The organism is Arthrobacter sulfonylureivorans, from assembly GCF_047607445.1.
Lineage (GTDB): Bacteria > Actinomycetota > Actinomycetes > Actinomycetales > Micrococcaceae > Crystallibacter > Crystallibacter sulfonylureivorans_A.
Genome location: NZ_JBLKRT010000009.1, coordinates 98,755 through 121,892, shown reverse-complemented (window position 1 = coordinate 121,892; position 23,138 = coordinate 98,755). Strand labels below are relative to the sequence as shown.

Sequence of the window (23,138 nt, the reverse complement as noted above, 5' to 3'; positions counted from 1 at the left end):
GGGCCGGTCTTAGCTTGTCGGGCGGGCTACCCTGCCGCCGAGCCCGCGCGTGTCATCGCCGCGTTCCTTGAGCGTGGCCCGCAGTTCCTTGGGCAGCGAGAACAGGATGTCCTCCTGGGCGGTAACGACTTCCTCCACCTCGCCGTAGCCGTAGTCGGCCAACAGGCTCAAGACTTCGCGCACCAGCACCTCGGGCACGGAGGCGCCCGAGGTCACGCCGACGCTCGCCACACCTTCGAACCAGGACTCATCCACCTGGTTCGCGAAGTCCACCCGGTAGGCCGCTTTGGCGCCGTATTCCAAGGCGACCTCGACCAGCCGGACGGAGTTGGAAGAGTTCGCGGAGCCAACCACAATCACCAAGTCTGACTGCGGAGCGATCTTCTTGATCGCCGCCTGGCGGTTGGAGGTGGCGTAGCAGATGTCGTCGCTGGGCGGATCCTGCAGGGCCGGGAAGCGTTCGCGCAGGATCGAGACGATTTCCAGTGTCTCGTCGACGGAGAGCGTCGTCTGCGAGAGCCAGATCAGCTTGTTCGGGTCGCGCACCTCCACGGTCCGCGCCTCGTCCGGGTTGTTGACGATCGTGGTGTGGTCCGGGGCTTCGCCGTAGGTTCCCTCGACTTCTTCGTGCCCCTCGTGACCAATCAGGAGGATCTCGTTGCCGTCGCGGGCAAAGCGCACCGCTTCCCGGTGCACCTTGGTGACCAACGGGCAGGTGGCGTCAATGGTGCGCAACTGCCGGTCGGCAGCAGACTGCACCACGGCCGGGCTCACTCCGTGTGCGGAGAAGACAACCAACGCCCCCTCCGGAACCTCGTCCGTCTCTTCAACGAAAATGGCGCCCTGCTCCTCCAACGTGGAGACGACATGCACGTTGTGGACGATCTGCTTGCGCACATAGACCGGCGGACCGTAGTGTTCCAGTGCCTTTTCGACCGCGATCACCGCACGGTCCACGCCGGCGCAGTATCCGCGGGGGGCTGCCAACAGCACCTTCTTGTCGCCGTCCACGGGCACGGCTGCTGCAACTTCGTCAGGAGTGCGGCGCTTGCGGGGAACGGTAGGCATGGAAAGGGAAACTGCAGTACTGGCCATGCCTCTATGCTAGCCGGTGGCCTTCTGCCGCCGGTCCCCTCCCAGCAACGCCCGCAGGGTGAATCCGGCCACGGCAACTACCAGTCCAACCCCGGCAAAAACGGCAGCCCACGGGCGGAAATCAGCCACGGCCATCGCGGCCAGCCTCCCCACGAAGGCGGCGGCAAGTTCGCTGCGGCCTGCGCCCTCGGCGAAGGGCGGCACCTGCACGGCTGCCAGCCAGAGGAGCCCACCCAGTGCAGCCGCGCCAACCCCGGCCCAGGCCAGTGCGGTGGTCCGTCGGCGGGCGGCCAGCAGCATCAGCGCCAGGGCGCCGCCCGCCAGCAGCGCGGCTAGCCACCACTGCGCCGCCAGGTCCTGCCAGAAGGCCAGCTGGCTCGCGGTCTGGGCGGAGCCCACAGGGACCAGCACGCGCTCCGGGACCGGAAGATTGGTGCCGAGCGCTTCCGCTACCCGCGTAACCGCCAGGTCCACGATGGGGGCAATATCCAAGGTGATCCCCGCTTCCGACCCCGTCTTGCCGGACAGCGTGAGGGTGTGCGAGTTGGCCAAGGCCTCATTCAGCGCCTGCGGAAAACCGTCCAGCTCGGTGACAGCCCCGGCGGTCCGCTCAACGATGGGGAGCACCAGTTGCTGCAGGCCTGCCGGCAGGTCGGCACTTCCGGAAACTTCTTCCGTGACTGCGGAGGCCAGCGCCGTACGGAACTCGGCATCGCCGCCTAGCGGTGCAGCCAGCGAAACGAAACCGTCACGGTCGAACACGCGCTGGTTGGCCCAGGCTCCGCACAGTGCGGCGCCTGCGAGGAGCACCGCCAGGAGCCCGCTCAGCGTGGCCAGTAACGCGCGCACTGCTACCTCCGTCCTCGTCTTCCGGTTCGGCAGTGCCCCGCGAGCCCTGCGTTATGTACACCCAGTACAACAGAGAATCCGAATGACAGGGATAGCTGGTAAGAAGGTAGAGTCTTCGGCAGCCGCCGTAAGCACACGGAAGCACACTGCCGGAGGGGGCAATCCATGGAGTCAGGCGGGGTCCAAGGCGCGGACACCGGCAAATCGACCCTGCCCTCGACTGCCAACCAAACCACGGCGGAGAACCCCTGGCCGCTGCGGATGCTGTCCCAGAAGCTCAAGATGCACATCGACCGCGTCCCGCCCACCTGGGTTGAGGGTCAGGTCATTGAGCTCAACCGCCGGAACTCAACAACCTACTTGACCCTGCGGGACACCGACGCCGAGGCATCCTTCAGCCTGGTGGTCTGGGGCAGCGTGATGGCACGCCTGGAGATGCCGCTGGAGCCGGGGTCCCGGGTGGTAGCGCAGATCAAGCCGGACCTTTACGTCAAGACCGGGCGGCTGACCATGCAGACCCGCGATATCAGGCCGGTGGGGCTTGGAGACTTGCTGGTGAGGCTGGAGCGGCTGCGCCGCGCGCTGGCCGCCGAAGGGCTGTTCGACCCGTCGCGCAAGCAGCGGCTGCCGCTGCTGCCGCACCGCATCGGCTTGATCACCGGCCGGGATTCAGACGCCATGAAGGACGTCATCCGGAATGCCTCGCTGCGCTGGCCGGCCGTCGAATTCGAGGTGCGCGAGGTTGCCGTTCAGGGCGTGAACGCGGTCGCCCAGGTGATGCGGGCCCTCGCGGAGCTCGACGCCCGCCAGGACGTGGACGTCATTGTCATCGCGCGCGGAGGCGGATCCCTGGAGGATCTGCTGCCGTTCAGCAACGAAGACCTGGTGCGCGCGGTGGCCGCGGCGGCCACGCCGATTGTCAGCGCCATCGGGCACGAAGCAGACCGTCCGCTGCTCGACGACGTCGCGGACCTGCGCGCCTCGACACCCACTGATGCTGCCAAGCGCATAGTCCCGGAGGTCAGCGAGGAACTGCACCGGATCGGACAGGCCCGCGCCATGCTGGCTCGGCGGGTGGAGCAACTGGTCCACCGCGAAACGGAGCGGCTGGCCACCTTGCGGAGCCGTCCGGTGATGGCCAATCCTGCCGGCATGGTGGAGGTCCGCACGGACGACATCCACCGGCTCGCTTCTCGGGCCCGGCAAGCGGTCTCTTCGGCCGTGCACCGGGATACCGACCGGATTGCGCACCTCAAAGCGCAGGTGCGGGCGCTTTCGCCTCAGAACACACTGGATCGCGGCTATGCCGTGGCCCAGTTGCCTGATGGCCACGTGCTGCGCGATGCGGCCGACGCTCCGGCCGGAACGCGCCTGCGCCTTCGCCTCGCGGTCGGCGAGGTCGCCGCCGAGACACTCCCCTGACATCGCACCCAAACCCCACAGAAGCCAACGAATTGACCTGCAGCGAAAGCGAGAACCCGATGACAGAGCAGCCAGCAGTGCCGGCCGATGTCGCGTCCTTGTCCTATGAACAGGCGCGCGAAGAGCTGGTAGCAGTGGTCAGCCAGTTGGAAGCCGGCGGCGCCAGCCTTGAGCAGTCGCTGGCACTGTGGGAACGCGGCGAAGCGCTGGCGACCCGCTGCGAAGCCTGGCTGGAAGGCGCGCGGCAAAGGTTGGACGCCGCCCGCAGTGCGACCAACGCCGAGCAGTCGCCGGTCAGTCCGGGCAGTGCGGGTACTCCGGTTTCCCCGGTTTCCCCGCTCTAGACCGGCCGGCGCCCGGCACCCCGGGTGCGCCCGGGGAGGGTTTGCCGCAGGCAGGAAGGTCCGACAAGCTCCGCCACGGCGCGGCGGGAGGTCCACGGACGCCACGGAGCGGAGGTTGCCTTGATGGTGACCGCGGTTCAGGCCACTGCTACGAGTCCGCGAGCCGGGCCTTTTCCTCGGCGACGTCGAAGTGGGCCGCTGGCCACTGCGGGTCGATGGCTTCCAACGCCTGCAGCAGCAGCTCCTGCACGGCAATCCGGGCGTACCACTTGTTGTCCGCGGGCACGACGAACCACGGCGCGTCCGGGGTGCTGGTCCGGTCCAGCATCACCTGATAGGCCTGTTGGTACTTGTCCCAGAGGCGGCGTTCGTCTACATCGCCCGGGTCGTACTTCCAATATTTGTCCGGCCGGTTCAGCCGCTCTAGCAAGCGTTTGCCCTGTTCGGCCTTGCCCAGGTGCAGCATGACTTTGACCAGCCGGATGCCTCTGCCCGCCAGCGATGACTCGAAGTCGTTGATCTGGCCATAGCGGGCTTCCACCACGTCCTTGGACGAAAGCCCGTGCACTCGGTGGATGAGCACGTCTTCGTAGTGCGACCGGTCGAAGACCCCGATCAGGCCCGGCCCGGGCAACTCCCGCTCCACCCGCCAGAGAAAATCGTGCTCCAACTCTTCCGGCGTCGGGGCCTTGAACGCGTGGTGGGACACGCCCTGCGGGTCGGCCGCTCCGACCACGTGCCGCACGATCCCGCCTTTGCCGGACGTGTCCATGCCTTGCAGCACCAGCAGGACCGCGTCGCGTGCCCCTCCGCGGCTCTGCGCGAAGAGCCGTTCCTGCAGTTCGGAGAGGCGGCGGTCGGAGGCTGCGAGCAGTCTTTTGCCCTCGGCCTTCCCGCCGGCAAACCCCGGTGTGCTGCCGGTGTCCACTGCGGCCAGGTCAAAGCCGGGTCCTACCCGCAGAAGCTCCGACGGACTCCGGGTAAACTCCGGCACAGCAGTCTCTTCCACCCTCGTCCTCCGTTCGGCATGCCCCGCTGGGGCGCGGTGGGGAAAGCCTACCCAAGCGTGGGCGGCGCGGCTACGGCGGGTCCGCCGACTATTGGCGGTATCCGGCCAGGAACTCCTCGATCCGTCCGACAGCTTCGGTCAAGACGTCCACATTCGGCAAGGTAACCAGGCGGAAGTGGTCCGGCCGGGTCCAGTTGAACGCCCGGCCGTGCGAGATCAGGATCTTCTGCTGCTTGAGCAGGTCCAACGCGAACTGCTCGTCGTCCTTGATCGGATAGACTTCCGGGTCCAGTTTCGGGAACAGGTAAAGCGCTCCCTTGGCCTGCTGGGTGCTGACACCGGGAATGGCGTTAAGCAGCTCGTAGGCCTTGTTCCGCTGTTCCAGCAGCCTGCCGCCCGGCAGGATCAGGTCGTTGATGCTTTGGTGTCCGCCCAAGGCGGTCTGGATCGCGTGCTGCGCCGGAACATTCGCACACAGCCGCATGTTCGTGAGCAGGTTGATGCCCTCGATGTAGTCCGCGGCCAGATGCTTGGGCCCGGAGATGGCCATCCAGCCGCTGCGGAAGCCGCACACCCGGTAGGCCTTGGACAGTCCGCTGAAGGTCAGGACCAAGACGTCGTCGGCCAGCAGCGCGGTGTTCACATGCTCGGCATCTTCGTACAGGATCTTCTCGTAAATCTCATCCGAAAACACCACCAGGTTGTGCTTGCGCGCCAGTTCCAGCATGCCCTCGAGGATGTGCCTCGGGTAGACGGCACCCGTGGGGTTGTTCGGGTTGATGATCACGATCCCCTTGGTGTTGGGGGTGATCTTCCGTTCCATGTCTTCCAAGTCGGGCAGCCAGCCCTCTTCCTCGACACAGAGATAGTGCACCGGATGGCCCCCGGCCAGCGATACCGAGGCGGTCCAGAGCGGATAGTCCGGCGCCGGGATGAGCACCTCGTCGCCGTTGTTCAGCAGGGCCTGCAGGCTCATGGTGATCAGCTCGCTGACGCCGTTGCCCAGGTAGACGTCGTCCACGCCGATCTCCTGGATGCCGCGCGTCTGGTAGTACTGCGACACGGCGGTCCTGGCGGAGAAGATGCCGCGCGAATCGCTATAGCCCTGCGCGGTGGGCAAATTGCGGATCACGTCCACCAGAATCGCGTCCGGCGCTTCGAAACCGAACGGCGCTGGGTTTCCGATGTTCAGTTTGAGGATGCGTTGGCCCTCGGACTCCATCCGCTGTGCGTGCTCGAGCAACGGGCCGCGGATGTCGTAGAGGACGTTGTGGAGCTTGTTGGACTGCTTGAACTCGGCCATCCAGAAATCTTCGCACACGGAACGCGCCGCTCCGGCGACCGGAGCGGCGCGTTCGTCACGCTGCGCAAAGCGCTAGTCGGTCAAGCCCTTCTTGGACAGCCAATCGGCGGCCGCGTCGGACGGGTTGCGCTTCTCATCGCCGCTGACCTGCCGGTTGAGGTCGATCAGGTCCTCGGTGGTCAATGCCGCCGAGACTTCGTTGAGCACTTTGGCAGCCGCGTCATCCACGGAATCGGTGCGGACCAGCGGCAGCACCTGCTGCGCGATGAAATTGTTCTTCGGGTCCTCAAGCACCACCAAGTCGTTGTCCTCGATGGATGGGGTGGTGGTGTAGATATCGGCCACCTGGATCTTGTCGGTGATCAGCGCATTCAGCGTCGTCGGTCCGCCGTAGTCGTTGATCGGTTCAAAGGACTTGGGTACGCAGTTGTAGTTCGCTTTCAGTCCCGGCAAGCCGTATTCACGCTCGGCAAACTCCGGGTTGGCGCCGATCACCAGTTCGCCACAGACCGGGGCCATGTCCTCGATCGAGGTCAGCTTGTGCTTCTCCGCCGTTGCCTTGGTCACTACCATGGCGTCCTTGCTCTCCGCCGCAGCCGGCTCCAGCACGCTGAGCCCCTCGGGCAGGGCGGCCGGCAGCGCCGCCATGACATCCTTCGCGGAGGCCGCCGTCGCGCCGGTGTCCAGGAACAGCAGCAGGTTTCCGCTGTAATCCGGGATCACGTCCACGGACCCTTCCTCGACGGCCTTCACGTAGACCTCCCGGGAGCCAATGCCGGGCTTCGTGCTGACGTCAAAGCCGGCGGCGGTCAGTGCACCGGCGTAGAGCTCGGCAATAATCTGGCTTTCCGTGCCGCCGCTGGAACCGATCACCAGGGATCCACCCGAGCTCGCCTCCGATCCCGGCGTCCCTTCCTCCAGCGGGTTGGAACCGCCGCCGCAGGCGGCCAAAACCAGCGCCAGCGCCGCCGTTCCGGCGGCGAGCACGCTCCGCCGTGCAGTCTGGGGCCTGTTCTTGCCGCCCTGGTTGTGTGCATTGATCCGGGGGTGGTTATTCATGCTTGTCTCCTCATGTGCCGGCACTGGCTGCCCTAACCTTACTTGTCCTGCCTTTTGGCCCGGAGGCGGCGCCGCGCACGCCAGGCGATACTGCAGCTTTCTGCACCACGGCCAACACGGCGTCGGCGACCAGCGCCAGCGCCGCGATCAGCAGCGCGCCGGCAAACAGCCGTACCGGGTCGCGGACGGCAAGCCCGTCGATCAGATAGCGGCCGAGACCGCCGAGATTGATATAGGCGACCACCGAGACCGTGGCGATGACCTGCAGCACGGCGGCTCTTACCCCGCCCAGCAGCACCGGCAGCGCATTGGGCACTTCGGCGCGGAACAGAACCTGCCATTCGGTCATGCCCATCGCCCGCGCGGCGTCCACCAGCGGACGGTCGACGGCGGCTATCCCGGAGTAGGTGCCCGCCAGCAGCGGCGGGATGGCCAGGATCACCAGCGCGTAGATCGGGGGCATGAGGCCCAGGCCCATCAGGATGACGAACAGCGTCAGCAGCCCCAGTGTTGGCAAGGCCCGGAGCCCGCTGGCCAGCCCGACGACGGCGACGCGGCCCTTCCCGGTGTGGCCGACGAACAATCCCAGCGGCACGGCGATGGCCGCCGCAATCACCAGGGTCAGGCCGCTGTAGAACAGGTGCTCGGCCAGCCTGGCCGGGATGCCGGCCGGTCCAGTCCAATTGGCCGGATCGGCGAACCATGCTGCTGTCTGTTCGAAGAGATTCATCCGCGCACCGCCGCCTGTGCAGCATCGGGCCGCTGTTCCGGGCCGCTTTCCTGCGCCGCTGGGCCGTCCCCCGATTCCGACTCGCCGCCGGGTCCGGCGCCGGGGAGCGCAGCGGATCCGCCGTCAGCCCTGCGCCGGCGCAGCCACGGTGTGAGTACCCGCTCCAGCACCACCAGGAACGCATCCATCAGCGCCGCGAGCACCAGGGTCATGAAAATTCCGACCAAGATTTCGGTCATGAAGTTGCGCAGCAGTCCGTCAGTGAACAGGAACCCGAGGTTCGGGACACCGATCAGCGCGCCCACGCTGGCCACCGATATGTTGCTCACCGACACCACCCGCAGGCCGGCAACCAGCACCGGAATGCACAGCGGCAAATCCACATGGAAGAAGCGGCGCACCGGCCGGTAGCCCATTGCCGACGCGGCTTGCCGGACGCCGTCGTCCACCGATTCCAGCGCATCGACCACCGCGCGGACCAGCAGCGCAACCGTGTACACGGTCAGCGCGACGATGAGGTTGGACATTTCCAGGATGCCGGTGCCCAAGATCACCGGCAGGATCACGAACAGGGCCAGTGAGGGAATGGTGTACAGCACCGACGACAGGGACAAGATCAGTCCGCGGACGGCGTGGATCCGCCAGGCCAGGTAGCCCAGCGGCAGCGACGCCACCAGCCCGAGCACCAGCGGAAGCACAGCCTGGAACAAATGGAGCCCGCTCAGCTCCATCACATAGGGAAAGTTGGCCAGGAACCAGTCCATCAGCTGCCGTCCGCCTGCAACCGCTGCAGCACGGCGGCGGGGTCGATCAGTCCGGCAACGCGGCCTGCGGCATCGACGGCGACCCCGGCCCCGGAGGGCGAGGACAGCGCCGCATCCAATGCCTGCCGCAGGCTGGAGCCGGGCGTGAACAGCGATCCCCCAATCAGTGCCTTTGCCGGGTCTCGCTCTCCCGGAGGCAGCCACCCCGCCGGTCCGCCGCCGTCGTTGGTCAGCAACAGCCAGCCCTCCCGGGGCGCTTGCGCAATCCGGTCTGCGGTTGCGGTGGTGGCGGGCAGCAGGGCCAGGCCGGCCGCGCTGTTGAAAGACAACGAGCGGAAGCCGCGGTCCCGGCCGACGAAGCCGGCCACGAACTCGTCCACCGGTGCCCGCAGGACTTCCTCCGGCGTGCCGTACTGCGCCAGGCGCCCGCCGGTGGCGAAGACAGCCAGCTTGTCACCGAGGATGGTCGCTTCGTCGATGTCGTGGGTGACGAACACGATGGTTTTGGCCAGGTGCTGTTGCAGCCGCAGCAATTCCTGCTGCAGTTCGGCGCGGACCACCGGATCCACCGCGCTGAACGGCTCGTCCATCAGCAGGATCGGCGGATCAGCCGCGAGCGCCCGGGCCACCCCGACACGTTGCTGCTGGCCGCCGGAGAGCTGGACCGGATAGCGGCTGCCCAGCTCCGGCGCCAGCCCGACGACGTCGAGCAGTTCTTCGGCGCGCTTCCGGGCCGCAGCGCGGCGCACGCCGTTGAGCCGCGGGACCGTGGCCACGTTGTCCAGGACAGTGCGGTGCGGCAGCAGCCCGGCCGACTGCATGACGTAGCCCATGGAGCGGCGCAGGGCTGCGGCGGGTTGGGCGGAAACATCCTGGCCGTCCACCAGCACGGACCCCGCGGTGGGCTCCACCATCCGGTTGATCATCCGGAGCGAGGTGGTTTTGCCACAGCCCGAGGGTCCCACGAAAACGGTGATCGAACCGCGTTCAATGTCCAGGGTCAGGTCCTGGACGGCCGGTTGTCCCGCGTAGGTCTTCGTGACGTTACGGAACTCGACCATCGGGCGCGCCCCATCCGTGGCGACTCCGGCCGACCGGTCAGTCGGAAGGGCAGTCGGCTGTATGGGCTCGGTCATGCTGAACCTTCCGTGGGAGATCCTGCGGCCGGCGGGCCCGCAGAAGTGCTGGCTCTGAGTCTAATCACCTCCGCGGCCCGCCTGCACGTGGTTCCCGTCGGCCCCGGTAGTCCTTGGCTTGCGCGGCAGCCTTGGCCAGCTTGGCGAACTGCCGGCCGGACCGCCGCTGCTCCGCCACGTTTTGCCGCAGATGCAGGTTGGCCAGTTCCCGTCCCATCTTCCGGTAGCTCTCCCAGCGACGCCGCTCCAGGCTGCCGTCGGCGAGCGCCTGCCGGACCGCGCAGCCGGGCTCGGTCTCATGGAAGCAGTCGTTGAACCGGCAATCGGCGGCGAGCTCTTCAATATCGCCGAACACCGTCCCCAGCCCGTCTTCGGCGTCCCAGAGGGCGAAGCCCCGGATGCCGGGGGTGTCCATCAGCACTGCTCCATTGGGCAGCGGAATGAGTTCGCGCGCCGTGGTGGTATGCCGGCCCTTGCCGTCGCCGGCGCGTACTGCTCCGGCGTCCTGCACGTCCCGGCCCACCAGGGCGTTGATCAGACTGGATTTGCCTGCCCCGGACGGTCCGAGCAAGGCCATCGACCGGCCCGCGCCCAGATGACCGGCCAGGGCGTCTATGCCATCGCCCGTTTCCGCGCTGGTGGCCAGGACTTCGGCGCCGGCGGCCTGTTCCACGATCTGGGCGGCGACCTCGTCGTGCTGGCCGCTGAGGTCCGCCTTGGTCAAGATGACCAGCGGCGCGGCGCCCGAATCCCATACGGCAACCAGTGTCCGTTCCAGCCGGTTCGCCGAGAGCGGCCGGTCGAAGGGCACCACTACGCCAATGATGTCCATGTTGGCAGCCAGGATCTGTGCGGTTGAGAGCGGATCGTAGGCCTGTTTGCGGGACAGTACGGAGAATCGCGGCAGCAGCCCGGCGATGGCCGGGCCGCCCGCGGACGCCGGGCGGCCGGCGTCGAACGCCACCCAGTCGCCGGTGGCCGGCGGCTGCGGCAGCCCTGCGGTTGTCAGGTGCAGCAGACCGCTGTCGGCTGCCAGCAGGACACGCCCCCGATCGGTGCGCACCACGCGGGCAGGTCGGAGTCGGGGGTTGGGGAATTGGTTCCTGAACAGCGCGGCGATGCGGTCGGTGTAGCCGTAGCTGTGCAGTAGGGAATGCTGTGTGGGTTGGTCGGACACGACGGTTACCTCGGAAACTTGAGGCCCCCGGGCCGGATGTTCCGGCGGCTAGTCGCGGCTGGAGCGCCGGTCGGAGGCTGGGCTGGAGATGGCTTCGGGATGTGCGGCAATAACAGTCATCACACCCACCTCCTTGATCAGTCCCAGCAGACCCGTGCGGCCCGGCAACCGGACCAGCATAGCGCTCAGCGGTCGTGAGCGGAATGGCTTGCCGGCACACCGTCCGGGAAAAGGAGTTTCAGCCCCAGATCCACCAGGTCAACGCGGTCCAGCGAGGGGACCCGGTGGAGCGGGATCCACCGGGCCAGATCGGTGGAACCGTCAGCCTCGTCTTTAAGTTCGCCGTCGATGACCGTGGCCGAGTAAATGACGCGGAAGGCATGCAGCGGACGGTGACCGTTCAGCCGCTTCTCGGCCGGGATGTGTTTGCTGTCCACGCCCAGCAGGTCGTGGAGTTTGGCTGAATAGCCCGTCTCCTCGCGGATCTCCCGGACTGCCCCGGTGGCGGCGTCTTCGCCGTATTCCAGACCGCCGCCGGGCAGCGTCCAACGCGGCCAGCCAGCGCCGGTCCAACGCGCCAGCAGCACGGCACCATCGGCGACGATCACACCGTAGGCGGCGACCCGGGTATCGAACTCCACCCCTTCAGTCTAGGGCCGCAGCGCTGCCGGGCAGCGGCTAGCTGTCTAAGTACAGCTAGCCGGCGGGGATACCGCTCTGCGCTGCCGCCTGGGCATCCGTCCGCAGGGCTTCGTGGGCCTGCAGCAGGATGGCGGGGGCAACATGGCGTGGCGGCGTCAACCGGGCCAGAGCGGCCTTGCGCCGCGCCCGGTACTCTCCGGCCATCACCAGCGCACGGCCGGAGTGGATCAGGAACGATTCAAAGGCGGAGGTCCGGATGTCGAAGCCGGGGGACGACGCCGGGCGGAAGTGCTGGGAGTGAACGGAGGTGGTCATGATGGGCTCTCGGTCTGTGCGGGCGTCCGGTCAGAGCGGACGTCGAGGATCGGAAAAGCGTTGAAATGGAGCTGTACCGGGCGGCTGCCGGCGGTGCTCTCCGCAGTCTGGTCCAGATACGGTGCGGCCAGTTTGCGGACGTAATCAGAGGCTTGTTCGGCAAGATCGGCGAGTTGTTCCCGGGTCAGCCGGACATTGATGGTGCTGACCACCGACGCTTCCAGCCATTCCTCTGGCACCAGGTCACTCCCGTATGCCATGAAATCGGCCAGAAGGTCCGCCCGGCTACGTTCGAATTCCCGGGTGACCAGGCGGGCGGCCTCTTTGGTCGCCGGGCTGTCGCCCAGCTCGCCGGCGTTGATCGTCAGGCTGCCAGGGGTGCGCCGCCACCAGCGTTCGCGGGCTGTTCCGCGGCCTTCGACCTCGCGGACGAAGTCGTGCTTGGCCAGTTGGCGCAGGTGGTAACTGGTGGCCCCGCTGGACTCCCCGAGGCGTTCCGCCAGACCGCTGGCGGTGTGCGGACCGTATTGGGACAACACGTTGAGCAGTTGGATCCGGAGCGGGTGGGCCAGAGCCTTCAGCGACACCACATCCACCCGGCGGTCACTCTGATCGCTGGCCGGGGCCGCCTGCTGCTTCCTGTCCTGTTCCATGAGGACAACCCTACTGGTGCAAAGAGTTCTTTGCAAGCGTTTCTTTGCAATGGATCTTTTGCATAATCGGCGGAGTACGCGGATGGCCATCACCGCCACGGCTTGGCACGCACTCAGCAGGGCATTGCGCCGACCTCGGTTGGCCGCTAGAACTGAGACCATGGGCAATGCGGCAACAAGGTTCCACGGCGCAGCGCTGCGGAAGCGGGGCCGCCGTGCCTGAGTCCGCGGCCACCAGGCCGCGTGGCCTGATCGCCGACCGATTGCGTGCCGTGCTGGAGAACGCCGGCCCCGATCCGGCACGGTTCCCTGCAGCCGCCCGGGACTGTTTGGACCGCGCGTACGAGGCGGCCTACGCCGAGAACCATGCCAGCGCCCGGGCACTGGCAGAGGCCGGATTGGCCCGGTCCACCGATGCCGATCTGGACGTCCGGCTGGGCCTGTATTCGGTTCTGATTGCGCTCGACCAGCTGTCCGGAGACCAGCAGAAGGCCCTCGATTATCTCCAAGCGCGGATTGCCCTGCTCCGGCGGCACGGGCTGGCGGCGGAAGCGGCCGCGGGAGAACGGCTGGGAACCGTCCTGTTCCGCGAGGCGGGCGAGGACGACCTGCCGCTGCTGGAGGCCGAACTGGCCCACCTGCTGGCCTCCCACTCCCCCGCGTCGGTGACGTCGGACGTGCAGCTGGCCATCGCCGTCGTCCGTTCCCAGCGGGGTGAGGCGAAGCGGGCGATCACGCTGCTGGAGGACGCGGTGGCCGGCTATGAACGCGCCGGCCGGACCGACAGTTTGTCCGGTGCCCTGATGTATCTGGCCAATACTTACCTGCAGGCCGACCAGCCGGAACGGGCCACCGCGGCAGCCGACCGGATGCTGGCCTTGCCGGGCAACCGCGCCACCACCGCCAGCATGTGGCTGCTGAAGGCCAATGCCGCCGGCGGCGAGGGTGCGGCCGGGCTGGAGGAGGCGCTGACCGCGCTGGAACTCTACGCTGCAGCCGGCGTGCGGAAGGGCGCGATCAGCGCGGCCGTGGTGCTGGCGCGGCTGTGTGCCGGGATGGGCGACTATGACGACTCCGTGCTGGCCTGGCAGGCTGCGGTGGTCCAAGCTGAACGCGGCGAAGTCCAGGAAGAGCTGACCCTGCGGTTGGCGCTGGGCAACCAATTGCTGGAGGCCGAAGAGTATGAGCTTGCCGGCGAGGTGCTGTCCAAGCTGCTGCAGCGGCTGGAGCAGACCAAGGCACCGCACCCGCAGGTGGCCCGCGCCCTGATGAGCATGGGCCATGCCCACCGGCACGCCGGGCGCACCGCCGAGGCGCTGGACTCTTGGCGCCGCGCGGTGGCCGAGTTCAGCCGCGGCGGCGAATTCGGCGAGTCGGCACGCGCGCTGCTGGCGACCGGCACGCTGCTCTCCCGGGAGGACCGGGAGAAGGACGCGCTGGTCTGCTTCGAGGCGGCCGTGGCCGCCGCCCGCAAGGCCGAGGACGACGACGCTGCGCTGCCGCAGGCGCTGCATGCACTCGGCCACGCGTTGTGCGAGGCCGGCAACCCGGACGGGCTGACGGCCCTGGACGAGGCGATCAGCCTGGCTCGCGAGTACGGGGCGCACTGGTACGAGGCGGACTACAGCGACACGCGGGCCCGGGGACTGTGGGCGCTGGAGGACGGCACCGGGGCGGTCTCGGCGGCGCTGCACGCGGCCGACCTCTACTCGGCCGCGGACGACGCAGCCTCGGCCGGAAATTCCGAACTCTTCGCCGCCCATGTGCTGGCCGAGATGGGCCGCCCCGATGACGCCGTGCCGATGTTTAAACTGGTGCTGCAAGAGCCCGACGTCGGCCGCACGCTCCGGGTCGCGGCCCACCTGGGGCTGGCCTCTGCGCTCGACGACCTGGGCCGAACGGTGGAAGCGGACATCGCCCGTCGCGCCGCGGACGCCGCGGCCGACGGCACCGACTGAGCGATCGGACTGCCAGCCGGCCCGCCCCGAAGAGCCTTCTCCCCGCGCCGCCCGGGACCGGGGTGCGGCTGCCGCCCGCGTTGCACTGCCGGGGCCTCGGCGAGGCTCTCATCTTTGTCTCATCTGCGCCATGGATACTGGTGCCATGCCCCGTATAGCCATCCGCACCGTTCTGGTCACACTGGCCGTGCTGCTCGGGCTGGGCGTCGGCGGTGCTGCGCTGGCAGCCGCGCTGCGCGATCCGGGCTCCACAGATCTGGGCCCGTCGATCAGCGTCACGCAGACTGGCTCGCCCACCCCGGCTAAAAGTCCGGCCCCGGCAGCCAGTGAACCGCCGTCACCCGCCGCCACCCCGACGGCGTCCCCGTCTCCGTCGGCACCTCGGCCGGAAGAAGCGAGCCAGCCGGTTCCGGTCCAGCCCGCCCCACCGCAGAACTACGATGACGACGATGACTCTTGGGATGATGATGGGGATGACGACGGCGACGACGATGACTGATACCCGAGCCGGTGCGGCTGCACCGGCCAATCTGCGGGACTGGCCCCGGCACCACGCCGACGCCGGCTGGTCCGGCGGGCGTGCCGACCGCTGTGCAGGCGGGCATTCCGACGCCGGGCATTCCAGCGCCGGCCATTCCGGCACCGGGCCTTCCAGCTCCGCCCTTTCCGGCACCGGCCATTCCGGCGGCCGTGCATAGTCCTCCCGGCGGGCTTTCGGTCCGGGTACGGATACTGGCCGCCGTGCTCGCACTCTCCGCGCTGGGTCTGCTGGTTGCCGGGTCGGTTGCCTTCGCCTTGCAGCGGGCACACATTGTCCAGCGCATCGACGATTCGCTGCAGCGCAGCGTGACCGAATTCAAGACGCTGGCCGAAACGGGCATCGACCCGGAAACGGGGGAACCTTTCACACAAGCCAGCCGGCTGGTCTTCCTCGCGATGCAACGGACCCTGCCGGCAACCAACGAAGGCATGCTCGGCCTGGTCGACGGGCAAGTGACCTACACCGCGAGTCCCTCCGTCCAGCTGCGGCTGGAGCAGGATGCCGAACTGGTGGCCCGCCTCGGCACACAGACCGGCGTGTCCGACCGGGTCATGCTGGCGACAGTGCGGACGCCGCTGACCGCCTACCGGGTGGTGACCGTGCCCGTTCAGTTGTCGTCGGACCCGGCCCAGAGCACATTTGTTTTGGCTTACGACTATGACGCCGAACTGCGGCAACTGGGAGACATCTTCGTTACCTACGCGCTGATCGGTTTCGGTTCGTTGGTACTAATCGGCGGCGTCGGCTGGCTTTTGGCCGGACGGCTACTCGCCCCGGTCCGGCTGGTGCGCGAAACCGCACAGCAGATCACCGACGCGGACCTGACCCAGCGGATTCCGGTCAGCGGCAACGACGACATCTCCGAACTGTCCCGCACTTTTAACGACATGCTTGACCGCTTGGAGGGGTCGATGACGGCGCAGCGACAGCTGCTCGATGACGTCGGGCACGAACTGCGAACCCCAATCACCATCCTGCAGGGACACTTGGAGCTGCAGGACTCGCACGACCCGGCCGATGTGGACTCCGTTCGCGGAATCGCGCTGGACGAGTTGGACCGGATGCGCCTGCTGGTGGACGATCTGGTCCTGCTGGCCAAGGCAGAGCGCCCGGGTTTCGTCAGCCTGGCCGGTGTGGAAGTCGGCCAGCTGACGGACGACGTCCTGGACAAGGCACGCGCCCTGGGTGAGCGCCGGTGGATGGTCGATGCCCGCGCGGAAATCCGCTGGCCGCTCGACAGCCGGCGGATCACCCAGGCGTGGCTCCAACTGGTGGCCAACGCCGCCAAGTTCTCCGAGCCCGGTTCCACCGTGGCCATCGGATCGGCCGCGCGGGGCGACGAACTGCGGCTGTGGGTCCGGGACGAAGGAACCGGCATCCTTCCCGAGGACCAAGGCCGGATCTTTGACCGCTTCACCCGGGGCAGCAACGGGACACGGGCAGAAGGGTCGGGCTTGGGCCTGACCATCGTCAGCGCCATTTCGGCAGCGCACGGCGGCACCGTGGAACTGGCCTCCGCCCCGGGCGCCGGCTCAACCTTCACCATCGTGATCACCGGGCGGCCGGAGGAGGCCGCGGACAAGGAGTTAACAGCGTGGGCCAGATTCTGATCATCGAGGACGAGGACAGGATTAGCTCCTTCGTGGCCAAGGGGTTGAAGGCGGCCGGCTATGTGCCCACCGTGGTCGGCACGGGCCGGGAAGGCTACCAACTGGCCATGACCGGAGACTTCGAACTGGTCATCCTCGATCTGGGGTTGCCGGACCAGGACGGTTTCACCGTGTTGCGGCGGCTGCGCGAGGGCCGGAACGACACTCCGGTCATCATCCTCACCGCCCGCAGCTCGGTGGATGACACGGTCGCCGGGCTGGAGAACGGCGCGAACGACTACATGTCCAAGCCGTTCCGGTTCGAAGAGCTGCTGGCCCGGGTACGGCTGCGGCTGCGGACCGAGGCGCAGCCGGCTGACCTGGCCAGCCTGAGCAGCGGCACCCTGAGCCTGGACCTGCGGACCCGCCGGGCCAGCGTGGGCGACCGGGAGGTGGATCTCTCCGCGCGGGAGTTCGCCCTCGCCGAGGCGTTCCTGCGCAACCCGGGCCAGGTCCTCAGCCGCGAACAGCTGCTCTCCCGGGTTTGGGGATATGACTTCGATCCCGGATCCAACGTGGTGGACGTCTACGTCCGCTATCTGCGCAACAAGCTGGGGGCGGAGAAGTTCGCTACCGTCCGGGGCATGGGCTATCGGCTGGTGCCGGACGCCTAGGCCGGCTCAGGCCTCCGCGGCCAGCCCCTCGGCGATGGCGAGCCGCTGCAGCGCGTCCTGCTGCCAATCGTGCCCCTCGCCGGCGGTCTTGGCCCCGGCGACCAGCGACAGCGCCACGCCGGCTGCCCGGCCGCGCAGCCCGGCCGGGTCCACCACGGTGTCGAAGACCGCGGCGAAACGTTCCAGGGCCGCCGGCACGTGCACGTAGCCGGCGTGAACCGCCGGCAGCACGGCCAGATGCCCGAGGAAGCAGGCCAGGTCGTCCACCAGATGGCCCGGCCCGAGCGAGTCCACGTCCATCAGGCCGGTGATCCGGCCGCCGTCCACCATCAGGTTGGCTTCGTAGAAGTCCCCGTGGGTGGGGACCACCGGACCGGCATCGGTGGAGGCCAGCAGCTCTTCTACCCGGCCGGCGAGGGCAAAAATCCGGTCCTGCTCGTCGGGAAGCACCGCAGCCGCCGCCTTCGCGTAGTCGGCGGCGCGCTCGGCCCACGCCGGACGCCGTGAGAGCTCCACGACGCCCGGCGGGAGGGACTTCAGCAGGTCGAGGAGGGTTTCCGGTGCCAGGGCCGCGGCGCCGTCGTTCATGATGGCCCGGGCCAAGGGAGTTCCCGTCGCCTCCGTCAACACCACTACGCCGTCCGCAGGGCCGGCGGTGGCAACCGGAGCCGGCAGGCCCGCGTCGGTCAACAGATGGTGCCGGCGGAGCAACTGGACCGCCCGGTCCGGCCGCAGCACCTTCAAAAAGACCTTGTGGCCGCCCTGTTCCGCTTCCAGAACGGCCCGGCGCAGCGGCCGGTAGCTGACCATCCGCAGCTCCGCTCCTCCGCCGCCGAAGACACTGCGGCCTACTGCAGCAGGGTCGCAGGCCGCCGGCAAGCCGACCAGCACCGGGTCGGACGGGTATAGCCAGGCGGTCAACGGGACGGCTCCGCCGTCGAGGCGCACCAGCGGCAGGCCGCATTCGGGCACCGCGGCGGTGGTGACGCAGACGTACTCGGTCCGCTCGCCGCCGTCGTTGCCCCGAAGCCGCACGGTGTAGATGCCGGTCGCGCCGGCCCCCGGGCGGTGCTGCAGTTTGGCCAACTGCCAGGATTGGACGCTGCCGCCGAGCGTGGCGACGGCCAGCTCCAGCGGCTCGCGCATCCCGGGGCTTTCCAGCAGGTCGATCCCGGCGGTCTCTGCCGCCATCACGTCCGGTTGTGGTGACTCCATGGTTCCATTGCACACCATTGCGGCCTCCGCCGCTCGGTACGGGCACGGAAGGCGGACCAGAAAGTACTGCGGCCCGCCCGGTTGGGCAGGCCGCGGTCGCTTTCAGGGGCAGGTCAGGCCCTGCGGCGCTGCAACACGTCGTCGAGGTTCAACCGGTTGGTTGCGGGTGCCTGGCCGGAGGCCTCGGCCGGGGTGGCCTCGGCGTGCTGGCCGGCGGCCTCTGCGCTCCGCTGTGCGGCAGCCTCTTCGGTCCGCTGGGCTACAGTCTGTTTGATCGAGGTCTTGACCTGCGGTTTCTTGATTTCCGGGGCTGGCAGCGGAGCGGGCGCCGGACGGTTGGCCTTGGCGGCGGCCACATAAGTCGGTTTGGGTACATCCACGGGCTGCCAGGGCGTCCCGGACGTCGTGGCCGGCGCAACCGTATCGCCGGCCTCTGCGGCAACCTTCAACGCTCGCTCGCGCAGTTCGGCGGCCGTCAACGGCGCAGGTTCCGCTGGTGCGGTTTCCGACGCCGGCTGGTCGGTGGCGGCCCCGTCGAACAGCTGGGTGGGCCGGGCGGGCGTCTTCACGCCGGCGGCCTGCGACGCCGATGCCGCGCGGGCCGCCCGGTCGGCACGCGCCGCGGCACGGTTTTTGCGGTCGCGGATGGCCAGTGAGCGCAGGATGACGACGACGGCGACGGCCGCCAGCAGCGCGAAGCCAGGAATCTGGCCCGAAGCAGCGCCAGCCAGGGCAAGGACACCGCCAGCAACGAAGACCACCAAGGCCACAACTCCGGTGAGTGCCAAGGCGGTCCGGCCGTAGCGAATCCGGAACTGGGGCTGCCCGGCGGACTGCCGGGAGGGCTGCTGCACGGACGACGACGTCGACGGTGCCGGCTGTGCGTTGTATTCCATGATGATCCCCTGGTTGCCGCTGGAGGCGGTTGCGGGTATTGAAACTAGTGGTGCTGCTGCGTGCCCCGCCGCCGGTTCAGCCATCGCGGGCCGGAATCCTCCGCGGAACAGGTACGGTCCTACCCAGACAAACCACAGCCCGACGATGACCGCCAAGATCACAGAGCTCTGAATGTCCACTCTCAAAACCGTATGAGCTTGAGCATGCCGGGTGCGGCATTCTTCACGGTGTGTCGGATAACGATTCCGCCCTGCGCTGCTTTATGGTGTCAGCCCCACGTCCTTATGGCGTCAACCCGACGTCCCCGTGCTCCAGCCAGCGGGCCAGCAGGCCACCCGGAACTTCCTCGGCGGTGAGCGCAAAGCTGCGATGGTCCGCCCACGCGCCGTTGATATGCAGGTACCGCGGACGCAGGCCCTCGTCCCGGAAACCGAGCTTCTCCACCACGCGGAGGCTGGCCCGGTTCTCCGGCCGGATATTGATCTCCATCCGATGCAGCCCCAACGTCTGGAAACAATGGTCGGTAGCCATGGCCACCGCCGTCGGCGCTATCCCGCGTCCGGCGCATGCCTCATCCACCCAGTAACCCAGGGTCGCGGACATCGCGGACCCCCAGGTGATGCCGGAGACCGTGAGCTGCCCGATCAGCGCCGGCTTGGGCCTTCCCGGCTGCAGCTCCGTGATGACCCAGGGCAGCGCCATGGCCATCCGCGCCTGGTGCTTGAGGGAGCGGACCATCTCGGAGAACGCGGGCAGATAGCCGCCCGGAGCCGGGTTCGAGGCCTCCCATGGCTCCAGCCAGCGTGCATTGCGGCGCCGGACCGCCATCCACTCGTGCCTGTCCCGGTAGCGGATGGGGCGCAGCGACAAATCCCCGCACTCCAGTGTCGCCGGCCAGATCGCCGCGCCATAAGCCATGTGAAAATCTTTTGCGGTCGAGCGGCGCTCAGTCGCAGGTACCGTCGACGAACTCTTTCAGCCAGCCCCGCAGTTCCGTGCCGATATCCTCCCGCTCGGAGGCTATTGTCACCACTGCTTTGAGGTAGCTCAGCTTGTCGCCGGTGTCGTAACGGCGTCCGGAGAAGACCACGCCATAGACGCCTCCGCCGTCGCCGTCCCTGCCGGCCAGCACTTCAAGGGCATCGGTCAATTGGATTTCACCGCCGCGGCCCGGCTTCGTCTCCTCGAGCACGTCAAAGACGGCCGGGTGCAGTACATAGCGGCCGATTACGGCCAGATTGGACGGAGCTTCGCCGGGCGCGGGCTTTTCCACCAGTTCGTTGATCCGAACGTAGCTGCCGTCCCCCACCGGGGTGATGTCGGCGCAGCCATAGGCACTGATCTGCGCCGGGTCCACTTCCATCAGGGCGACCACGGAGCCGCCGGTCTGCTGCTGGACCTCGATCATCTGGGTCAGCAGGTTGTCGTGTTCGTCGATCAGGTCGTCGCCGAGGAGCACGGCGAACGGCTCGTGGCCCACATGCTGGCGCGACCGCAGCACGGCATGGCCGAGCCCCAGCGGGTCGCCTTGGCGCAGATAGTGGATGTCCGCCAGTTCCGAGGCAGCGCGAACCGCGGCGAGCTTTTCCAGATCGCCCTTCTCTTCCAGGATCTGCTCGATATTGGGAACCCGGTCAAAGTGGTCCTCGAGCGGCCGCTTGTTGCGTCCGGTGATCACCATGACGTCGCTCAGGTTGGCGCGGACGGCTTCTTCGACCACGTACTGGATGGCCGGCTTGTCCACGACGGGCAGCATCTCCTTGGGCATCGCCTTGGTGGCTGGCAGGAAACGGGTTCCCAGGCCGGCGGCCGGAATGACTGCTTTGCGTACCGCACTGTGAGACGTCATGGATTCAGAGTACCGAACGAAGCTGTTCGGCAAGCCGATTGCGGGGAAAGGAATTAAGATGGCGGCCATGGAGAAGCTGACCCGCATGGACAAGGACACGGCCCGTGCTTTCTTCCGCACCCGCCGCACCGAGCGCCCGGCCGAGGACCGGCTTCGGGCCGGAAGCGCCTTCGCGCAGCAGGTGCTGGATGGCCTGCAGCAGCTGAAGATCCCGGCCGGCACCACCGTTCCCGCGTACCTCTCCGTCGGTTCTGAGCCGTCGACCCGGACGCTGCTGCCTGCCCTGGAAGACGCCGGCTACCACGTAGTCGTCCCCATCTGCGAACCGGGCTACCGGCTCAGCTGGGCCCGCTGGTTCACCGGCGTGGAGTTGGCACGCAGTCCCCGGGCCTGGGTGGACGAGCCGGTGGGAGAGCGCTTTGGGCCGGAGATCATGGCCGGACTTCCGCTGCTGCTGATTCCCGGCTTGGCCGTAGACACCGATGGCAACCGGATGGGCCAAGGCGGCGGCTACTATGACCGCTTCCTGGCCTCACTGCCCGACGGCGCCGACCGCCCGAGGGTTGTGGGGCTCTTCTACTCCGACGAACTCGTGCCCGCCGGCACCTTCGAGTTCACTGCACTCGATGCTCCGCTGGACGGCGTGGTGACTCCCGACGGCTGGACCTGGTTCGGCAGCCGGAGGGTGTAGAATTGGCACTCGGAGCATGTGAGTGCCAGCTTTTGGGTCAGGCACCGTTCTGCTCCAGGCCGAGTTTTCAGGAGGAACCACAGTGCCCACGTACGCCTACGCCTGCAAAGACTGCTCCCACGCCTTCGATATCCAGCAGTCCTTTAGCGATGATTCGCTGACCGTCTGCCCCGAATGCGGCGGCAACCTGCGCAAGAAGTTCAACAGCGTGGGCGTCGTCTTCAAGGGCTCGGGCTTCTACCGCACGGACTCCCGCGACACCTCCAAGGCCAGCTCCCTTCCTGCGGCCTCCTCCGGTTCAAACGGTGGTACGGAAGCCGCCAAGCCGGCCGCTGCCGCAGAACCGGCCAAGCCCGCCGCTGCCTCGGCTCCGGCGCCTGCCGCAGCCGCCAGCTAAGCAGCCGCGGACGGGCGACCGCCGCTTTTCCTACACACCTCTACAGCGGCAGCGCTGTGTCCACAGCGCTGCCCTGCCTGCTGCTTTGCACGGGACGCTGGTCGTAGCGTGGCTGCATGCCCCACGACGCAGCACCCAGCCGCACCGCCCGCCTTGCCCTAATGCCACGGAGGATCCTCCGCCGGCACTACCGGCTGATGGCCGCCCTGCTGCTCTGCGCCGCTGCCGCCCTGGTGGTTCATCACTTCACCCCCGCGCCGCCGCCTACCGACGCCGTGGTGGTCGCCGCGGCGGATCTTCCGGCCGGCACCGTGTTGTCCGCGGCAGACCTCGCCCTGGCCCAGCTGCCGGAAGGTGCCGTTCCGGCCGGCAGCGCGGCCAGCACCCGGCCGCTGGTCGGCCAGCGCCTGGCCACCGCCCTGCGGGCGGGTTCGCCGGTTTTCGACACCTCCATCGTCGGGCCTGGCCTGTTGTCGGGAGCGCCCCAAGGAACGGTGGCCGTGCCGGTTCGTCCCGCAGACCCCTCCACCGTCCAGTTGGTCTCCCCCGGCCAACTGGTGCACATCGTCCTCAGCAGCGGCAACGGATTCGATGAGCCCGCGGGATCGACGGTCTTGGCACGCGCCGTCCCGGTGCTCTGGAAAGCCGACGACGGCGGTGCCTCACCGACGCTGCTCGGCTCCCAGGAGCCTGACGGGCTGGTGGTAGTGGCTGCGGCACCGTCCGACGCCACCAACCTGGCTGGTGCTTCGAGCCGGGGCAACATTTTCCTGGTGCTCGTCGGTTGACAGCCCGGGCCGGGCCGCCGGTTCCTCAGGCACCGGTTTCC

27 protein-coding genes are annotated in these 23,138 nt (G+C 68.0%); 10 read left to right on the top strand and 17 right to left on the bottom strand.

The annotated features are described in order from the left end of the window. Positions 1–9: 9 nt before the first annotated feature. Together ACMX2H_RS06520 and ACMX2H_RS06515 are read right to left on the bottom strand one after the other, a co-directional pair. Positions 10–1,095 carry a 4-hydroxy-3-methylbut-2-enyl diphosphate reductase gene (locus ACMX2H_RS06520; RefSeq protein WP_136784782.1) on the bottom strand — a complete coding sequence of 362 codons (1,086 nt, stop codon included), beginning with the start codon at positions 1,093–1,095 and terminating at the stop codon, positions 10–12. Positions 1,096–1,104: 9 nt separating this feature from the next. Then, complete coding sequence (locus tag ACMX2H_RS06515; RefSeq protein WP_414959729.1) at positions 1,105–1,944, bottom strand: hypothetical protein; 840 nt, start codon at positions 1,942–1,944, stop codon at positions 1,105–1,107. A 165-nt stretch (positions 1,945–2,109) separates the two neighbouring features. Between ACMX2H_RS06515 and xseA the strand changes: the two genes are divergently transcribed. Together xseA and ACMX2H_RS06505 are read left to right on the top strand one after the other, a co-directional pair. After that, positions 2,110–3,366: an exodeoxyribonuclease VII large subunit gene (xseA, locus tag ACMX2H_RS06510; RefSeq protein ID WP_414959728.1), complete on the top strand. Its 1,257-nt coding sequence runs from the start codon at positions 2,110–2,112 to the stop codon at positions 3,364–3,366. Between the two features lie 59 nt (positions 3,367–3,425). Next, a complete protein-coding gene (locus ACMX2H_RS06505; RefSeq protein ID WP_414959727.1) occupies positions 3,426–3,710 on the top strand; it encodes an exodeoxyribonuclease VII small subunit in 285 nt (94 codons plus the stop codon). Between the two features lie 148 nt (positions 3,711–3,858). Here ACMX2H_RS06505 and ACMX2H_RS06500 read toward each other — a convergent pair whose 3' ends face one another. From ACMX2H_RS06500 to ACMX2H_RS06450, 11 genes are all read right to left on the bottom strand, one after another. Beyond that, the gene (locus ACMX2H_RS06500) at positions 3,859–4,719 is read right to left on the bottom strand and encodes a polyphosphate kinase 2 family protein (RefSeq protein WP_414959726.1); all 861 of its coding nucleotides are present in this window, start codon (positions 4,717–4,719) and stop codon (positions 3,859–3,861) included. A gap of 88 nt (positions 4,720–4,807) precedes the next feature. Then, a complete protein-coding gene (locus tag ACMX2H_RS06495) occupies positions 4,808–6,022 on the bottom strand; it encodes a pyridoxal phosphate-dependent aminotransferase (RefSeq protein WP_414959725.1) in 1,215 nt (404 codons plus the stop codon). A 72-nt stretch (positions 6,023–6,094) separates the two neighbouring features. Beyond that, positions 6,095–7,081, bottom strand: a complete 987-nt coding sequence (locus ACMX2H_RS06490) for an ABC transporter substrate-binding protein (protein WP_414959724.1) — start codon at positions 7,079–7,081, stop codon at positions 6,095–6,097. Positions 7,082–7,091: 10 nt separating this feature from the next. Further along, positions 7,092–7,811 carry an ABC transporter permease gene (locus tag ACMX2H_RS06485; RefSeq protein ID WP_414959723.1) on the bottom strand — a complete coding sequence of 240 codons (720 nt, stop codon included), beginning with the start codon at positions 7,809–7,811 and terminating at the stop codon, positions 7,092–7,094. After that, complete coding sequence (locus tag ACMX2H_RS06480; RefSeq protein ID WP_414959722.1) at positions 7,808–8,575, bottom strand: ABC transporter permease; 768 nt, start codon at positions 8,573–8,575, stop codon at positions 7,808–7,810. Before ACMX2H_RS06480 ends, ACMX2H_RS06485 begins: the two co-directional genes overlap by 4 nt. After that, a complete protein-coding gene (locus ACMX2H_RS06475; protein ID WP_414959732.1) occupies positions 8,575–9,636 on the bottom strand; it encodes an ABC transporter ATP-binding protein in 1,062 nt (353 codons plus the stop codon). The genes ACMX2H_RS06480 and ACMX2H_RS06475 overlap by 1 nt, the downstream gene beginning before the upstream one ends. Before the next feature lie 139 nt (positions 9,637–9,775). Beyond that, positions 9,776–10,888: a ribosome small subunit-dependent GTPase A gene (rsgA, locus tag ACMX2H_RS06470; RefSeq protein WP_414959721.1), complete on the bottom strand. Its 1,113-nt coding sequence runs from the start codon at positions 10,886–10,888 to the stop codon at positions 9,776–9,778. A gap of 48 nt (positions 10,889–10,936) precedes the next feature. Further along, entirely contained in the window at positions 10,937–11,068 is a 132-nt protein-coding gene (locus ACMX2H_RS06465) for a hypothetical protein (RefSeq protein WP_414959720.1), read from the bottom strand. 5 nt (positions 11,069–11,073) lie between these two features. Continuing rightward, entirely contained in the window at positions 11,074–11,529 is a 456-nt protein-coding gene (locus ACMX2H_RS06460) for an NUDIX hydrolase (protein ID WP_414959719.1), read from the bottom strand. 55 nt (positions 11,530–11,584) lie between these two features. Next, positions 11,585–11,845, bottom strand: a complete 261-nt coding sequence (locus tag ACMX2H_RS06455; protein WP_414959718.1) for a hypothetical protein — start codon at positions 11,843–11,845, stop codon at positions 11,585–11,587. Continuing rightward, positions 11,842–12,498, bottom strand: a complete 657-nt coding sequence (locus ACMX2H_RS06450) for an ArsR/SmtB family transcription factor (RefSeq protein ID WP_414959717.1) — start codon at positions 12,496–12,498, stop codon at positions 11,842–11,844. The genes ACMX2H_RS06455 and ACMX2H_RS06450 overlap by 4 nt, the downstream gene beginning before the upstream one ends. A gap of 215 nt (positions 12,499–12,713) precedes the next feature. On the opposite strand from ACMX2H_RS06450, the gene ACMX2H_RS06445 reads away from it, so the two are divergent. From ACMX2H_RS06445 to ACMX2H_RS06425, 5 genes are all read left to right on the top strand, one after another. Then, on the top strand, positions 12,714–14,456 hold the full coding sequence (locus ACMX2H_RS06445; RefSeq protein WP_414959716.1) for a tetratricopeptide repeat protein: 1,743 nt from the start codon (positions 12,714–12,716) through the stop codon (positions 14,454–14,456). A gap of 145 nt (positions 14,457–14,601) precedes the next feature. After that, a complete protein-coding gene (locus tag ACMX2H_RS06440) occupies positions 14,602–14,955 on the top strand; it encodes a hypothetical protein (protein ID WP_414959715.1) in 354 nt (117 codons plus the stop codon). Further along, entirely contained in the window at positions 14,948–15,154 is a 207-nt protein-coding gene (locus ACMX2H_RS06435) for a hypothetical protein (RefSeq protein ID WP_414959714.1), read from the top strand. Before ACMX2H_RS06440 ends, ACMX2H_RS06435 begins: the two co-directional genes overlap by 8 nt. 43 nt (positions 15,155–15,197) lie before the next feature. Next, complete coding sequence (locus tag ACMX2H_RS06430; protein ID WP_414959713.1) at positions 15,198–16,607, top strand: sensor histidine kinase; 1,410 nt, start codon at positions 15,198–15,200, stop codon at positions 16,605–16,607. Beyond that, positions 16,592–17,260, top strand: a complete 669-nt coding sequence (locus tag ACMX2H_RS06425; RefSeq protein ID WP_414959712.1) for a response regulator transcription factor — start codon at positions 16,592–16,594, stop codon at positions 17,258–17,260. The genes ACMX2H_RS06430 and ACMX2H_RS06425 overlap by 16 nt, the downstream gene beginning before the upstream one ends. A 6-nt stretch (positions 17,261–17,266) precedes the next feature. Here the strand turns inward: ACMX2H_RS06425 and ACMX2H_RS06420 are convergent, their stop codons facing one another. The 4 genes from ACMX2H_RS06420 to galU form a co-directional block, all read right to left on the bottom strand. Continuing rightward, on the bottom strand, positions 17,267–18,475 hold the full coding sequence (locus ACMX2H_RS06420) for an aminoglycoside phosphotransferase family protein (RefSeq protein ID WP_414959711.1): 1,209 nt from the start codon (positions 18,473–18,475) through the stop codon (positions 17,267–17,269). A gap of 113 nt (positions 18,476–18,588) precedes the next feature. Next, positions 18,589–19,551, bottom strand: a complete 963-nt coding sequence (locus tag ACMX2H_RS06415; protein ID WP_414959710.1) for a hypothetical protein — start codon at positions 19,549–19,551, stop codon at positions 18,589–18,591. Between the two features lie 103 nt (positions 19,552–19,654). After that, positions 19,655–20,290, bottom strand: a complete 636-nt coding sequence (locus ACMX2H_RS06410; protein WP_414959709.1) for a GNAT family N-acetyltransferase — start codon at positions 20,288–20,290, stop codon at positions 19,655–19,657. Between the two features lie 28 nt (positions 20,291–20,318). Continuing rightward, positions 20,319–21,221, bottom strand: a complete 903-nt coding sequence (gene galU / locus ACMX2H_RS06405; RefSeq protein ID WP_414959708.1) for a UTP--glucose-1-phosphate uridylyltransferase GalU — start codon at positions 21,219–21,221, stop codon at positions 20,319–20,321. 67 nt (positions 21,222–21,288) lie between these two features. Here galU and ACMX2H_RS06400 point away from each other — a divergent pair, with 67 nt between their 5' ends. From ACMX2H_RS06400 to cpaB, 3 genes are all read left to right on the top strand, one after another. Further along, positions 21,289–21,912: a 5-formyltetrahydrofolate cyclo-ligase gene (locus ACMX2H_RS06400; RefSeq protein ID WP_414959707.1), complete on the top strand. Its 624-nt coding sequence runs from the start codon at positions 21,289–21,291 to the stop codon at positions 21,910–21,912. 82 nt (positions 21,913–21,994) lie between these two features. Then, positions 21,995–22,309 (top strand): FmdB family zinc ribbon protein, encoded by a 315-nt coding sequence (locus ACMX2H_RS06395; RefSeq protein WP_414959706.1) that lies wholly within the window; start codon positions 21,995–21,997, stop codon positions 22,307–22,309. Between the two features lie 116 nt (positions 22,310–22,425). After that, the gene (gene cpaB / locus ACMX2H_RS06390; RefSeq protein ID WP_414959705.1) at positions 22,426–23,097 is read left to right on the top strand and encodes a Flp pilus assembly protein CpaB; all 672 of its coding nucleotides are present in this window, start codon (positions 22,426–22,428) and stop codon (positions 23,095–23,097) included. The last annotated feature ends 41 nt before the right edge of the window (positions 23,098–23,138 follow it).

Coding starts and splice junctions, on each gene's coding strand:
- ACMX2H_RS06400 (WP_414959707.1), top strand. CDS start 21,289: ATGGAGAAGCTGACCCGCATGGACAAGGACACGGCCCGTGCTTTCTTC.
- ACMX2H_RS06435 (WP_414959714.1), top strand. CDS start 14,948: ATGACTGATACCCGAGCCGGTGCGGCTGCACCGGCCAATCTGCGGGAC.
- ACMX2H_RS06450 (WP_414959717.1), bottom strand. CDS start 12,498: ATGGAACAGGACAGGAAGCAGCAGGCGGCCCCGGCCAGCGATCAGAGT.
- ACMX2H_RS06490 (WP_414959724.1), bottom strand. CDS start 7,081: ATGAATAACCACCCCCGGATCAATGCACACAACCAGGGCGGCAAGAAC.
- ACMX2H_RS06420 (WP_414959711.1), bottom strand. CDS start 18,475: ATGGAGTCACCACAACCGGACGTGATGGCGGCAGAGACCGCCGGGATC.
- ACMX2H_RS06455 (WP_414959718.1), bottom strand. CDS start 11,845: ATGACCACCTCCGTTCACTCCCAGCACTTCCGCCCGGCGTCGTCCCCC.
- ACMX2H_RS06505 (WP_414959727.1), top strand. CDS start 3,426: ATGACAGAGCAGCCAGCAGTGCCGGCCGATGTCGCGTCCTTGTCCTAT.
- cpaB (WP_414959705.1), top strand. CDS start 22,426: ATGCCCCACGACGCAGCACCCAGCCGCACCGCCCGCCTTGCCCTAATG.
- ACMX2H_RS06485 (WP_414959723.1), bottom strand. CDS start 7,811: ATGAATCTCTTCGAACAGACAGCAGCATGGTTCGCCGATCCGGCCAAT.
- galU (WP_414959708.1), bottom strand. CDS start 21,221: ATGACGTCTCACAGTGCGGTACGCAAAGCAGTCATTCCGGCCGCCGGC.
- ACMX2H_RS06410 (WP_414959709.1), bottom strand. CDS start 20,290: ATGGCTTATGGCGCGGCGATCTGGCCGGCGACACTGGAGTGCGGGGAT.
- ACMX2H_RS06475 (WP_414959732.1), bottom strand. CDS start 9,636: ATGGTCGAGTTCCGTAACGTCACGAAGACCTACGCGGGACAACCGGCC.
- ACMX2H_RS06465 (WP_414959720.1), bottom strand. CDS start 11,068: ATGCTGGTCCGGTTGCCGGGCCGCACGGGTCTGCTGGGACTGATCAAG.
- xseA (WP_414959728.1), top strand. CDS start 2,110: ATGGAGTCAGGCGGGGTCCAAGGCGCGGACACCGGCAAATCGACCCTG.
- ACMX2H_RS06520 (WP_136784782.1), bottom strand. CDS start 1,095: ATGGCCAGTACTGCAGTTTCCCTTTCCATGCCTACCGTTCCCCGCAAG.
- ACMX2H_RS06440 (WP_414959715.1), top strand. CDS start 14,602: ATGCCCCGTATAGCCATCCGCACCGTTCTGGTCACACTGGCCGTGCTG.
- ACMX2H_RS06495 (WP_414959725.1), bottom strand. CDS start 6,022: ATGGCCGAGTTCAAGCAGTCCAACAAGCTCCACAACGTCCTCTACGAC.
- ACMX2H_RS06480 (WP_414959722.1), bottom strand. CDS start 8,575: ATGGACTGGTTCCTGGCCAACTTTCCCTATGTGATGGAGCTGAGCGGG.